Origin of the sequence: Marivirga aurantiaca (assembly GCF_016679925.1) — a bacterium.
GTDB lineage: Bacteria > Bacteroidota > Bacteroidia > Cytophagales > Cyclobacteriaceae > Marivirga > Marivirga aurantiaca.
Window position 1 is genome coordinate 28,673 of sequence record NZ_JAEQBW010000008.1, and the last position, 15,491, is coordinate 44,163.

The 15,491-nt window shown below is 37.3% G+C and carries 4 protein-coding genes; 2 read left to right on the forward strand and 2 right to left on the reverse strand.

All coding sequences use genetic code 11. The annotated features are described in order from the left end of the window. Positions 1-5 precede the first annotated feature (5 nt). On the reverse strand, positions 6-3,074 hold the full coding sequence (locus JKA74_RS15470; RefSeq protein ID WP_201432127.1) for a CHAT domain-containing protein: 3,069 nt from the start codon (positions 3,072-3,074) through the stop codon (positions 6-8). A gap of 182 nt (positions 3,075-3,256) precedes the next feature. Here JKA74_RS15470 and JKA74_RS15475 point away from each other — a divergent pair, with 182 nt between their 5' ends. Continuing rightward, positions 3,257-10,870, forward strand: a complete 7,614-nt coding sequence (locus tag JKA74_RS15475; protein ID WP_201432128.1) for a T9SS type A sorting domain-containing protein — start codon at positions 3,257-3,259, stop codon at positions 10,868-10,870. 89 nt (positions 10,871-10,959) lie between these two features. Beyond that, positions 10,960-14,862, forward strand: coding sequence for a T9SS type A sorting domain-containing protein (locus JKA74_RS15480; RefSeq protein ID WP_201432129.1), 3,903 nt, complete (start codon positions 10,960-10,962; stop codon positions 14,860-14,862). Position 14,863: 1 nt separating this feature from the next. Here JKA74_RS15480 and JKA74_RS15485 read toward each other — a convergent pair whose 3' ends face one another. Beyond that, on the reverse strand, positions 14,864-15,337 hold the full coding sequence (locus JKA74_RS15485) for a cytidine deaminase (protein ID WP_201432130.1): 474 nt from the start codon (positions 15,335-15,337) through the stop codon (positions 14,864-14,866). Positions 15,338-15,491: the final 154 nt, after the last annotated feature.

Here is a 15,491-nt window from a genome sequence, read left to right on the forward strand (position 1 = left end):
TAAAATTATTCTCCCACCATTACAAATGCTCCCCAATAATAGGGTGATTTATATTTTTGCTTAATGCTTAACTGGGCATCTATAAAGGCTTCTTGTTTTGTTTTTCCTCCTAACCACTGTCCGTAAAAAGCTGTCATCAATTCCTGGGTGGCAATGTCATCCACCGACCAAAGGCTCATAATAATAGCCTCTGCCCCGGCAACCTGGAAAGCTCTGCGAAGACCGTAAACTCCCTCTCCATTTTTCAAATCACCCAAACCTGTTTCGCAAGCGGAGAGTACTATGAGCTCCGTGTTGCTTAAGTTAAGGTTCATGGCTTCGTAAGCTGTTAAAATACCATCCTGCCCTTCATTTTCATCCATTCCTGAGGAAATAAAAGAATTGGCTCCAGCCATAATTAAACCTGATTTTAATAAGGGGTTTTGAGCATATTTGTCCTCAGGGTTATCTGAATTACTTTCATTGTTTTCCATAAAAAAACCATGAGTAGCTATGTGGAGTACTCTTGGGCTACTTACACTTTTTAGAGTAGCTTCGTCAGCCTCATTGGAAAGGTGTATTTGAGGAGATTCTGTTTTGTTGACCTGGTAGATTTTTTCTATCTGCTCTACTTCTTCTTTGGTACCTGGTAAGGAAGTTACCAGAGAATTGCCTCTGATGTATCTTTGCAGGCTTCCCCGCAACCCTCTGTCCAGGCTCACATTGCTGGCCACATTTTTAGCAAGCTCCCCATCGGTGGATGTGTTTACTTCCAGTCCTTTGTTGTAATTAGGGAACCCAAACAGTTGGGAAGGAGTTTGATTAGACGTTAATTGGCTCGATTTTTCAGGATTTCGATAAGCGATTAAATCCCTTGTATTGGTAAGCATTTGTATGTTTTGCTCTTCCAACACATATTTTTTAGTGTCATTATTATATAGGGAGTTAATACTTATTTGATTGTAAATGCCGTCAGGTGAAAAATAAAGTTTGTTATACTTCCGGGTTTTATCAGCTATGGATTTCCAGTAATTTTGATAGCTATAGGTGTCAATTACTTTGTATTTGATAGCGTTTTTATAGTTTTTGATGAATTTATTTTCCAGTTCCTCACCATTGTTGAACAAGATGAGCTGAGGGTGTTTGGAGTTTTTGTCAATTAGCAAGGCAGCGTAATAAATTTCGTCCAGAAATTGCCCGCTACTATCGGGACTGAACTTTTTGAACCTGATCATTTCAATTGCAGCTTCATCAGGTTTCAGTTGCGCCTGAATTTCCTTCCAATCCCCTCTTTTGATCTGATATGCCTCTGCAAATTCAGCTGAGGCTCTGCTCAAATCTTTCTCTAATGCATCGGAAGCAAGAAGTAAGGAATCGAGATTTAAAGATTGCTCCTGGATTTCTTCTTCCTTTAAGGAATACATTTTAGCTATTAGTTCTTTTGTGTCTATCCATGACTTGTATTGATCAATTAATTCCTGATTACCACTTTGCAGGATGTTTTTTCTGGCTTTTGCTGTGGCATACATGATCAGGCCCTTGGTAGACAGTTGGTAATTGTACATGTCCTCTAACAATTGAGGATTTTTATCGTGGTAAGCTATTACGTAGCTATTGTACTCCTCAAATGTTGGACGCAGAATGTTGGAATAGAAATTTGCCTTTTCCTGTTCGCTTAAAGCAGGAAAATAGGCATCAATTTGAGCAAAATAATTATCAATGGTTTCTTTAAAGTAGCTGCCAGAAGCTTTGAATTCATTTTTAAACCAATTGAGCTCCGCCAACTCTTTAGTAGCTTCTGCATACAAGGGATGTCTATCGTTTAAGTATTTCTTTCTGAGTTTAAAGGCTTCATTAATATGTTTTTCCGCTTGCGCTATTTCGTTTTTCCTGTAGTAAGCACGACCTAATTGGAATTCATATTTTGAAAATTCCGGATTTGACTTTTCAATGACATCTTTTGCTATTTGGTAACTTTCCTCCATAGTGGTGAAGTAGTTTTCAATATCATTATTGGCCAAATAAGCGATTGCTTTTTCTTTATTGAATTTTGCATATAACTCGGAATTTCTTCCCAGAATTGCAGAAACCATATTGAGAGAGCTATCAGCATACATTAATGATTCCCTTGCATTACCTGAACTGGAGAGGGTGGTAGCGTAATTCTTAATGGTAATGGCATTGTCCAAAGTGTTTTCCTGTGTAATTATTTCCTTGTTAAGAGCCAGAGAGTTCTCATAGAGACCTATTCTCCAATACAGACTTGCCAGATTATTTTTGGTGGCACTTAATAAATATTCATTTCCGTCCAATTTATTAATTATTTCCAATGCGTCTTTATACAGTTTCTCTGCTTCTGCATAATTGGATTTGTAGAATTTTGGAGTGGCTAAGGCTACCAGGCCCTCAGCATATTGGATGCTCTCTTTTCCGAAAAGATCAAGAAGAAGCTTTAAATTCTGTGTTAAAATCTCCTCTGATCTATAATAATTGCCCCTATCCAAATAAACCATCCCAATTTCTTTCCTGATTACATGGAGATAGTTTTCCCGGGCAAAATCATTTTTCCTTAATTCGTTTAACGTCTTTAAGGCAGGGGCCGATTTCCCTGAAATACTGAGCACTTTTGCCAGCTCTATATTCCCTTCAACATAGGCTGCACTAGCAGTTCCCTCAATAGAGCGGAAACTTTCAATAGCATTTTCATAGTAAAGAATTGATTTGGGAAATCGGTTAAGTACTGAATAATAATAACCTAAGTTGAATTGTAAATTGGCAATTAGGGAAGGGTCATTATTGGATAATTTTTTTCTTAGTTTAAGTTCCTCTTCCATTATTAGCAAGCCATCCTCTGTTCTGTCTAATGCCAGATAGGCATCTCCCAAAAAGTAGAGCATTTCTGCACTAAGTGAATCCTGTCCTTTTTGGACATAGTTTAATATTTCTGCTCTATTGGCAATCACTTTTTCAAATTGACCATTGTTAAAATGCTGATCAATTGTAGAAAAATTAAAATTGTCTTGCGCAAAACCTGTGTGGGAATGGAGTGTGAACAAAGCAGTAAAGTGAAGGAGTATGAATCGGAAAGTTTTCATAGGTTTTGTATTTTAATCTAAAATAAAAATCATTAAATATGAAAATATGGATAAAAATTTATATTTAAATTATGTATTTAGCAAATTTACATTTAAATTTCGATGAAGTCACAGATAGATAGCATCAATTTCAAGTAATCGATAATAAGGTTCCGTATTTTTGTACCATAATAAGTAAAATTATGAAAAAATTATTGTTTCTCACATTGTGCGGTATTTGCCTTCTTACAGTTGAATTAAAAGCTCAATGCATAGAGGGGGAGGTAGAAATCGGAATAGAGGTAGATGCAAGTTCTGAATCCTATGCAGAAGAAATTTACTGGAGATTAGTTAATAATTCTACTAATGCAACAGTAGAGGAGACTCAACCTGCCTATTTAACCAATGGCCAGGTTGACACAGTTAAAGTATGTTTGGTGGAGAATGAAAGCTATAGGTTAGAACTTTACGATTCGTTTGGAGATGGATGGAACGGAGCGGTTTATAGATTGCTTTACAGTGACGGATTTGTACTTCATCAGGGAACACCCACTAATGGATTAGAGGGAGAAAATGATTTAGAGGAATCTGTTGTGTTTTCTGCCGGGGAAAGGCTTGGGGATGATTGTGCATCACCGAGAAAGTTGGAAACGGGAATTATTTATAATGTTAATACACAGCAATATACTAACAATTATACCACCAATACTTTATTTGATTCAGGGAAGGAAGTAATTTATGAATTTGTAGCACCACTTTCAGATGTTTATCGCTTTTTGTTTACAAATATTGGAGACAGTGTACGTACTTCAATGCAGTTGTTTGATGGATGTTTGGACGCATCCCCTACCCGGATTGATTATGATACAACAGGCTTAACAATGGACACATTGTCAATTGAAAAAGATTTGGCAGGAGGGAATACTTATTTTATAGTAATCTCGAACAATCCCGAATTTACAGGTGTAGATTTTACAAGTGGGAGCCTTTCAGTGAATTTCAATAGTGATCCTCTCAATATGAATTGCGCCAATTCTGTTCCTTTGGCCTTGAATGGAACATCCGTGACTGGAAGATTACCGGAGAATAATTTTTCAGGTTTTACGGGATTATCATTAGTTGACCCTTATGGTGATGGATATTCCTCTGGAGAGGATAGTGTTTTTTATAGCTTTTCGTTGGCAGCGGCTGAGAGTATTGTCGTTCAATTGGAAGGTTTTAGAAAGGAAGAAAAAATTTTTCTGGAATTGGAAAAAAGGAATAGTTGTGGAGAAGGTAGCTTGCTTTCCTACAAGCGGGTTGTTACTATGGGGGAATTTGGCAGGTTTGTATTTGATGATTTAACAGCAGGTAATTATTTTGTTAAGTTATTTCCTGAAGATTACTCGGAAACAAAACTTTTCGAAATTTCTTTAAGAAGTGTATCAGATATTACGACTCCTGTTTATCAAAATTGCAATAATGCACTTTTGGTGGAATCAGAATTTGTTTGTGTTGAATGTCAACCTGAAATACCAATTACCTGGCTTTCCTATTTTAATGGAACAGATTCCGGTTTGGGTACTCCTTGTACTCAAGATTCAATTTTTGCAGCAAATACCGCTGATGTATGGGTGAAGGCAAAAGTTCCTTCGGGTAGGAACCTGATCGTTGAAACTTTTGGCCCACATTCCGATGCTTTTTCTTCACCTGATAAAGTGATGGAAACCAGATGGGCTGCTTATATTGGCCAATGTGGTGATCTCACCGAAATTTTCTGCAGCGATAGCTTTGAGGCACACCAATATGACACTTTGGTGAATTTACCTGCGGATGAGAATGTATACATAAGATTATTTGATAGAAATGGCGATAATTCAGGAGAAATAGGAGTTCGCTTATTTGAACCTGAGGCTTTGCCTTATCCGAATTATAACATTGAACAGAACCCAACATCGCTTAACCTGACTCTTTCCAGCTTCTATAGTCCATTTGAATATGGGCTAATTGTTTCAGAGGACTCTTTTGATACTTTTTTACCTACTTATCCTCAATTCATAAATGGGAATGCCACTTCATACTCGATTACTGATTTACAGCCTGCAACTCAGTATTTCCTGAAAATTTGGACTCAAAACGGGATTTTATCCAATTCTGATACAGCCATAGTTCAAGTCAAAACAGCTCCTTACTTAATTAGTACCGTCCAATCAGGTGATTGGAATGACTCAGCTGTTTGGGAGGGAGGAAATATTCCTGTTGCTGATTCGGCTGTTAGTATACAGCATAAGGTGACCGTTTCTCCAGGTTCGAATATTACAGTGGAAGGGTTAAATATTGAAAATACAGGGGATTCTGTCAGTGCAATAGGATTGTTTTTAAATGATGCTGATTTTACTGTAAATGGAGACGTATTGATAATGGATCAGGAGTTTTCAACTTTAGCCGATTCGATGGGTATTTTTATTGAAAACCAGGAAGTGGGAGTGGAGAAAAACTTTCTTGTGAATGGGAATTTTAGCATGAATAAAAATGCAGTCAATAATTATACCCAGATGTTATGTTATGTGAAAAATACAGGTGGAGGAATAAATTTTTCTGTTGGTAATAATTTTTATGTAACCTATCAATATTCCGAAAGTATTCACCAATTTCCTGATGATGTTTATTTTGAAGGGGCTACCCTTAACGTTGGCAATGAAATTTCTTTCAGTAATGATACTACCCAAAATTATCAACCTCTGAACATTCGTTTTCAAAATTCTGAAGTTAATGTGCATCGTTTTAATGTTTTGGATTCCGCTTTAAATACTTCTCAAAAATTCAACATTATCTTTTCTGGCAATAGCCAAATGAATTTGACAGGTGATTTTTCCAAACAGAAGGGAGGGTTGGTTAAATTTCTGGATAACACTTCTTTGAATTTAGTGGGAACAAACTACCAATCCATTTCCGGCTTTGATCCATCAATTGGTCAGGATTCTACTATTATTAATAATCTGGTGTTAGATAATGTGCTACAGGACACTGAAGCAAACCCTACCTCTCTAAGAAGAAAAGGAGCTTTCAGTTTGGATAATACTCAAAACAGTAACACTGTGCAATTATTTATTAATGGCGAGATCAGCTTTGTAAATGGTGTTTTTGTAGCCATGTCATTTTATGAAGGCTCTCAGGCAAAGTTGTTAATGAGTTCCCAATCAAGCGTTAATAATATTAACGGGCCTAATCAGGATTCTTTTGTTCGAGGAAGAGTGGATAAAATAGGTGTGACTGATTTTACTTTTCCGATAGGCAATGAATATGGGCCAAGATTAATCGGATTAAAAAATATTTCTGCACTTGATAATTCGTCTGTTTTTTCAATGAATGCTGTTGGCAATCATTGTCTGGACTCAACTTTTACGGTTTCCGGTGTTTCCAATATAAGGGAAGAAGATTTTTGGTTAATGGAAGCTGAGTTATCTGAAAATAACATCACAGCAGATATTGAGCTTTTGTTCAATGACTTCTCAGCCGAGAATATTACTGATCTTGCATCATTGCAACTTCTTACGTTTGACAATGGTGGTAATCTTGGTAATGGTTCGCTCACGGCTAATTCTTTTGTTGTCAATTACAATTTTGAAAATGGGACTCAAAAAACCCTTGGACTAGGAAGTTTATCAGCTATTGAAAATAATTTTTATCAACCTTTGGCAATAGAAAGTATTTCTGCCAATGTAGCTAAACCAGGTGATGCACTTACAATTTTCTATTCCAGCGATGATGCTAATAATGGTGATAAGGTATATTTAGGAGATGTACAAGCCACAACTCTCTCCAGTACGGCCAATTCACTGACTTTTGAAGTGCCTGTCGGTGCAAGATCAGGTGAAGTATTAGTTTACAGAGCCAATGGAAAAGCTATATACAGCCTTGTCAACCTATCAATATCAGATGTAACAAGCAAAACAATTGTACCACAGAATTATGATTCACTTACTATTATTGACAATTTAAATATTGCAACTTTTGGCAAATCTCAATTTGAGATTAGTCAAATAGACAATAATATTTATTCTGATATTGTAGCTAGCACCGGTACTGATAGTCTTAAGATAGTAAAAAATATTGGAGGTAGTATGGAGTCGGATTTTGTGTACCTTGAAAATACTCCCACAGGTTTAATGTATAAGATTTTTTCAGTTGCTAAAAGCAATTTGACCAACTCCCTTACTTCTGATTTGTTTGCGTTTTATAACCTGGACAACAGAGAGGGGTTCCTTTATTTAAAGAATGATGGTAATGGGAATTTTACCTTATTTAATAATCCTGAGGAAAAAGGAGAAGGGTCAAGGTTTAATTCCCCCACCTTTTGGGATAGTAACAGTGATGGATACACGGATGTTTCTTACTCGTTTTTAGATCCGACTGATAATTTTAATGCCATCAACACGTCCAATAGTGAAAGTGATTGTTCTGTTTATGGCGCTGGCGCATTGGTTAGCAGGGCCGATCAAAAGCAAATCTCCTCTCTACTTTATGGGGCTTTCCTGGAGTTTCCTTATAATATGACGATCTATTACGTGCAAGAAGCCGGTGTCATTTATATCTATGACCCTTACAACAATCCGGCAGTAACCCCAGGCACTTTTCTGGCATCCACTTCCCTGTCTGAATTTGAGAAAATATCTGTCAATAATGATGATAAGTCCCAAATCGCAGCAATTGATTCAGTGAACAACACATTGGAGGTCTTTGATTTTTACTCAAATGGCACGATTAACCGATTAGATGTGTCACTAGGCTTTAAACCCGGAAAGATGGCTATAGAAGATGTAAATGGAGATGGATTTCCGGATGTTATTATTTCGGACAGAAACACGGCAGATGTTTATTTTTACCTTAATAGCCAATCGGGCAGCTTTGAACAATCTATTGTCATCAATTATGGAATAAGTAATATTTCTGATTTGGACATTGCTGATTTGAATGGAGATGGGGAAAAGGATATTGTTTTATTGCAGGAGAATGGCAATTTGAGCATTGCTTATTATAAGCCGGTCAATCCTGCCGGAGCACCAGTTATCAGTTCAGCCAATATTACTACTACTGGTTTTGATTTGAGTTGGCCGACAGTTCCTGAAGCCAGTTCTTATGAAATCCTGATTTCCCTGAATAATGACAGTACAGCTTCCTTAGCTACTGATTCTATTTTTGCACTCACTGATAGTACTTTAACTTTTAACGCACCTGTTCCATTTCAAACCTACTATGTATTTGGCAGAAGTATAAATGCGGCCGGAGACAGTTCTTCTTACAGTTCTCCCCTTACTGTGGATTTGATTCCGTTAAATCCACCGGTTATCAATATTTCCGATATTAATTCCAATGGGTTCAATCTTAACTTCGACCCTGTTGAAGGCGCTAGTTCCTTTGAAGTTTTCATTGGTTTATCGCCAGATAGTTTGGATTCCGGCAACTCGTTCATAATAGTTAACGATACCATCTTCAATTTCTCAGCACCTGAATATTCGGAAAAATATTACTTCTACGGGAGATCAATTGCCAACGCCATTGATACCTCAGGTTTTACAGCCATTGATTCGGTTAAATTACCCGTTTCTAATTACCTGGAACAAGATTCCCTGGCCCTGGTGAGTCTTTATAACAGTACAAATGGCGTAAACTGGAACAATAATGAGAATTGGTTGCTGGGGAAAGTCAATACATGGAATGGAATAACAATGGCAGGTGATACGGTTAGGTCACTGGCACTTTCCAACAATCAACTGGAAGGAGAATTACCTGATTCAATTGCGTTATTGAATTTTGTTACACAGATGGATTTTTCTTTGAATACCCTTACAAGTCTTGGTGGTTTAGATAGCTTAACTGCTCAATTAGAGGAACTAAATGTTTCAGGGAATAACATTAATTTTGAGAACCTGGATAATTATATTTCTATTCCCAATTTTATATATGCTGATCAGAACTACCAATACGCATTAATTTCAGATACTTTGGTAAACCTCCATTCGAACAGTAGTTTTGAAATAGGAGCCACGGCCACTTCCAATCAGTATCAATGGTATAAGAATGGAGATCTAATAGCGGGAGCAGATAATATTACTTTTGCTATTGATTCAGCTCAAAAGTCAGATGAAGGCTTATATTATTTGGAGATTACCAACACTGATTTACCTGGTTTGACATTATTTTCTGATACACTCAATTTTAAAGTTTCCACCCTGGAAAGGGATATGGCAGCATTGAGGGTTTTGTATCAGACTGCCAATGGAGATTCATGGTCTTCCATTCAATGGGATACCACTGCTGTTGATCCCGCAAGTTGGAATAGTAGTCCTACAGACATAGTGGTCGAAAATAATCGTGTGGTAGAAGTAAATTTGCCCAATAATAATCTTTCAGGAGAGGTGCCTCAGCTTATTACAGAGATATTAGGGCTTAGAACGTTGGATTTGGCTAATAATGCAATTGTTGATATGGCTGACTTAAGTGGAATGCCCTCTTTAACAGAGCTGGATATTAGTGGAAATGCACTGGGATATGAGGATCTTGAACCGAATATGAGTATAGCAGGATTATTATTCTCACCTCAAGCTAAACTTGGTGATCCACTAAGGGAAGAACTACCTGTTGGTTCTTCCTATGAAATGATCTATAGCATTGGAGGTACTGCTAATTCCTATCAGTGGCTTAGAAACGGACAGGCCGTTTCGGGTGCTGTTTCAGATAGTTTATTGATAGATTCGCTTTCATACCAGAATATGGGTTCTTACGAATTGATTATTAAGAACGAAATTGTGAATTCAGTTAATCCTGACTTTGAACTGAGCACACATGTCATTGATCTTTTGGCAACTGCCAATGTGAATGGTCATGTGGCTGATCTTAATAATATCCCCACTGAATCGGGTAATATGTTGATTTTTGGTATTACAACTGAGGGGGCTTTTGATACGGTTGCTTTTGCAAATAATCAGGTACTATTGCCATTGGATGTAGGAGGTAATTATGAACTGAGCAATTTAGTGCTTGGTGATTATTTGATTTTTGTGAAACCAAACAAAGCAGAATATCCGGATTTACTCAATACCTACTGGACTAATACGATTGATTGGGATGATGCTGATACCCTCTTTTTGAGAAATAATATGGAAGATGTTGATGTAACCATCCAGGGAACTCCTCAACCCCTTTCTGGCACATCGGTTTTTTCAGGTTATTTAGAAGAAGAATTGGGCAATGAAACAGGAAGGGTATTACCAAGAGAAAGGGTGAGTGGGGCAGGGGTAAGCGTGAGAAGGATATCAACTTCAACCAAGGACATAACTGGATTTTCCAATAATGGGGAATTAATTGCCTATTTAGAAACAGATGAAAATGGAGAATTCTCCTTTGAGGGTCTGGCAGCCGGGGAATACACAGTGAAAATTGACTATCCGGGAGTTCCAATGGATCAATCATCAGATTTGTCATTCACTCTTACGGGCGAAAATTCAGAAGCACTTGAAGTGGCGGCAGTGGTGGAAAATGGGGTTTGTAGTATTGAAACCATTAGATATACGGCAAATAAGCTTAAGAACCAAAAATATATCCAGGTGCATCCTAATCCTGTGGATGATCTGCTGACTATAATGATAAATGATGAACACTTTAATTCAATTACAATTCTGGATATAAATGGCCGGGTGATAGAGAGGGTTAATGAAGGTTTCCGCAAAAAAATGGTTGAAGTAATTGATATGTCTGCTTATGAGTCAGGTGTTTATGTATTGCAAGTGCTTTGGAAGAACGGAACAAGTAGTTCATCGAAAATAATTAAAAAGTAACAGTATTTCTTGACAAATTATTGGAGAAAACACTCTGATATTCTTTAATTCTCTATATTTATTTTGGGGATTACTAAATTTTGCAAATAATGAAAAATCTCAATTACTTATCCATGAGGACTACTTTTTTCTTGCTGCTGTTTTTTTCTTTTCATTGGGATTCAAATGCACAATCATTAATCAAGTATGAAGCCAGTCAGGCTGGGCAATCCACTGTTTCCGATCAGCCTGTCAGAACAATCACTTCACATCAATATAATTCGAATAGAATAGACAATGAAGTGTCAAGGGAAAAGGCAGGAGTTTTATCTCATAGCTCTAAGAGTAATTTAGTAGATTCTTTGGCACTGGTAGATTTATATCTTGCCACTAATCCGGGAGATTCGACATGGTTTAATCAAAGTGGGTGGCTAACGGCTCCTCTTAATGAATGGTATGGAATTGGTTTTGATGCAGCTGGAAGGGTGAATTACCTGGACTTAAATAATAATAACTTAACGGGCACTTTACCGACTAGCTTGGCCGATCTTTCAGCTATTGAACAATTGTACTTTTATGTGAACCCTAATTTGAGTGGTGATCTGTTTGCTATTCTAACCAACTACCCGAACTTACAGCGAGTTTCAGCACACGATTGCGCTTTCACCGGTACAATTCTTCCGGAAATTTTTCAGGATTCTTTAAGGGAACTAAGGTTGTTTAATAATCAGTTTAGTGGTTCAATACCTGCTGAAGTAGCCAATGCTCCTTTGATGGATCAATTTAATTTTAGCAATAATAATTTAGACGGAAATATTCCTAACGAAATCACAGGTTTATCCAGGCTTTTTGATTTATCCCTTGATCAAAACAATCTCAATGGAGAAATTCCTTCGGAAATAGGAAATCTGGATAGTTTATTATTTCTCAACCTGTCTGGCAATTCACTCATAGGTTCAATACCTAATTCTATTGGCTCTTTGGAGAAACTCACCAGATTAGGACTGGGAGAGAATCAGCTTTCAGGCACCATTCCTACTGAAATAGGCCAGCTATCAAATCTGAGAGAGTTGTTTCTTAACCAAAATCAATTGACCGGGGAGGTACCCGCTTCACTGGAAAACCTGAATGCATTGGAAATTTTTATCCTCTACCAGAACAAATTGGAAGGTTCATTGCCCGATATTCTACATTTGCCAGCCTTAAGAGAGTTTGATGTGTATGGGAATGGTAAACTTTTTGTGGAAATACCTGATGATTTAGCTTCACTTACCAACCTAAGAACTTTTGCTATTGGTGCTACTGTAGCGAACAAGGGAGATTTTCCTGAAGGATTTTATCAACTGGTTAACCTTACCAGACTTGATCTTGGAGGTCAAAGATTTACAGGTTCCCTGTCAGACAATGTGGCCAATTGGACTAGTTTGGACAATATTTTTTTATGGCAAAATGAATTAACTGGTGATTTGCCTGAAGCATTTCTCAACATTGATGCACTTAGAGTGGTTGATATTTCCCAAAACAAAATTGTCAATATCCCTGATTTCTCGGCAACTTCCTTGCAGCAACTTTTCGTGGTAGGTAATAATTTGAGTTTTAACAGCCTTGTTCCTAATTTAAATTTACCTGAATTTATTTTTAAAAATCAAAATAGAATTGGGGAAGATCAGGATATACAATTAACACTTGGTGAATCTATTGACCTGACAAGTGAAGTGCAAACAGAAGGAGAAGGAAGCTACTTTTGGGTTTTTAATAATGATACAATAGTGGTCAACCAGGCAACTTTAACTGTTAGTAATTTTAATTTATCCAAAGCAGGAAGCTACAGTTATGTAGGGATGCATCCTTTAATTCCGGATTTTTTTATTAGGTCAGGATTTATCAACTTAAAACCCGAAATAGAAGCAAGGAGTTGGTATGTTGATAATAGGCCCGGAAAAACAAGAGATTTCAATTCCTTATATCAGGCAATTTATGCCTCTAATGCCAATGATACTATTTATGTTTCAGGTTCTCCACAAGCCTATGATACTCCCGGGGGCTTATTGCTCAACTCCCCCAGGGTAATTTTAGGGCCGGGATACTTTTTGGAAGATAATCCGGGTAATCAATTTAATACAAAACCTGCAGTTGTTGCCGATCCACTGACCATAAATGAAGGAGCAAGTGGCTCTCAAGTGTATGGACTAAGTTTTGAGGCACCCATACGTTTGAACAATACTTTCTTTACTGAGGGGGACACCCTCAGAGATGTAAGCTTTATTGGTAACAGATTTTTGCCAGGTAGTAATTTTGGTTTTGTAAGCCATATTGATGGTTTGGTATTTAAAGGGAATTACAATTCTATATTTGCTTTCTACAGTACCGATGAGCCCGGAGCGCAAAGTGGGCTTTATGCCCATTATAAGAATTTCGATGTTTCAAATAACATTAACATCAGAATTAGACCATTTAATTTTCAATTTTCCGCAAGCCAAGCTAATAATGCCATGGAAAATATACTTTTCTCCAATAATATTATTGATACTATAGCCAATATCAATGATGCTGTTTTTGAAGATAATATTATCAAAGCACATTCTTCAGATGGAAACACATTTATTGGTAATGTGGATTATGATGAAAGTTTATTTGTAAATGCTTCAGGTAGCCTTGCCATTGATAACGATTACAAACTCATTGATGAAAGCCTCAGTAAGGGCCCTTTTTCAGGAGACCAGCCTTATGTATTAAGTGGCTTACCTCCTGTTCCTTCTATTTATGATATAATTATTGGGCCAAGATTGTCGGCCAGAGTTTTTGCAAAAACACAGGATGGTAACAATATAAATAGACTACGATATCTTTACCTACGAAATAATTCAGGATCTAATGCTTTTAATGTTTTTGGATTTACACCAACTGATAATCTTGATGTTGAGTTTCTTCCGAACCGAAGTAGCTTAACTCCCAATGAGAGTTATGAGATAGTGATGGTGGCTATTGATGCCAGCGGTAAAAGAAGTCATCGAACTTACGTACCTTATACTGCAATAGCAGCTAGTTTATCGGGTAAGGTTGTGGATATAAATGCCTCGGATGTGACCAGTGGTAATGTCAAATTATTTGCAGTTAATCCATTTGCCAATAAGTATGACACTGCGGCAGTACAGTCATTGAATGGTAGCAATAGCTTTAATTTTGAAAACATGATATTAGGGGATTACATTATCCTTGCCGACCCTTCAAAAAGCGCATATCCTGATTTGATACCGACTTATCTGGGCAATACGATTGATTGGAAGGTAGCTGATACATTGTTTTTGCAATCTGATATTGAGAACATTACAATTGAGGTTGAAAAAATTCCAACCCCTTCTTCTGAACCACAACCGGGGAGTGTAAGTGGTTTCTTTGAGGAGGAGTTTGAAGAAGCAGATTCTTCTTTAAGGGTTTTGCCGAGGGAAAGAGTGAGTGGTGCAGGAGTGAGTGTAAGGCGTATATCTACTTCTACCCGCTTGGGCAGTCAATCGCTGAGGCTAATGGAAGACGATTATGAACTAGTGGCATTTGCGACCACAGATGAAAATGGAACCTATCAATTGCCCAACTTACCACAGGGTGATTATACCATCCATTTTGAATATCCTGGCGTGGAAATCAGTGAAACAGCAGATATAGCCTTTAGTATTAGCCAAGGTCAATCAGAACAGATTGAAATTACCGCGGAAGTGGTTGATGGTCTTATTTCTGTTACCCAGGTGGTGATAACAAGTATTGCTGAGCAGAAACCTACTACTATTAAAGTTTTTCCTAATCCGGCTCGTACATATATCAATTTCTTAATTGAAAGCCCGGCAAAGGATTATAAGCTAAGCATTCTTGATGTTAATGGAAGAACGGTAAAAGAAATTCCGAAGACCAATATTAGTAAGTCAGTGAATATTCAGGATTTGCCCGGGGGAATTTATCTGCTGAAGTTACAGGACAATAATGGCAATTATTATATTTCCAAGTTAAGCAAGCAGTAAGTCAGAATACAAAAGAAAAAGGAAATAGATCACTGGGACTATTGATTAAGATAAAATTACCAAAGGCATCAGTAAAGAGCAATTCAAAGCTTTGTTGATGCCTTTTTTCAAACTCTAACATAACCTGACGGCAACCACCGCATGGAGGGGCGCTTTGTAAACTTTCCTCACCGGCTTTAGTGGCACATATGGCTATTCTTACAAATTTCTCTTTCGGAGCCTGTATGCCAGCCCGGTACATGGCCACTCTTTCTGCACATAAACCCGCAGGGAAAGCAGCATTTTCCTGGTTGGTACCAGTGATGATTTCACCATTGGCCAACTCAATGGCACTCCCCACTGTGAAATGAGAGTAAGGCGAATGTGAATGTTGTCGTGCTTCCAAAGCTTTTTCCCACAATACTTTGTAGGTATCTGGCAAAGCTTCTAAAGACTCAAACTTTTTATAGGGGATATTTAAATTAAGATTTTCCAAGGGTATTTATTTTTTGATGAATGGCTTAAAACTAAAATATGCAATAAAACACTATTGCACCTTGCTGTCTAAAGCCTTTTTCCAGCATTTCCCCCATTATTCATTCTTTAAATGAATAATGGGGGTTAAATATACAATTACCTTACATATAAGT

Excerpts from the sequence above, each read along its gene's own strand:
- JKA74_RS15470 (WP_201432127.1), bottom strand. The coding sequence starts at position 3,074 with ATGAAAACTTTCCGATTCATACTCCTTCACTTTACTGCTTTGTTCACA.
- JKA74_RS15475 (WP_201432128.1), top strand. The coding sequence starts at position 3,257 with ATGAAAAAATTATTGTTTCTCACATTGTGCGGTATTTGCCTTCTTACA.
- JKA74_RS15480 (WP_201432129.1), top strand. The coding sequence starts at position 10,960 with ATGAAAAATCTCAATTACTTATCCATGAGGACTACTTTTTTCTTGCTG.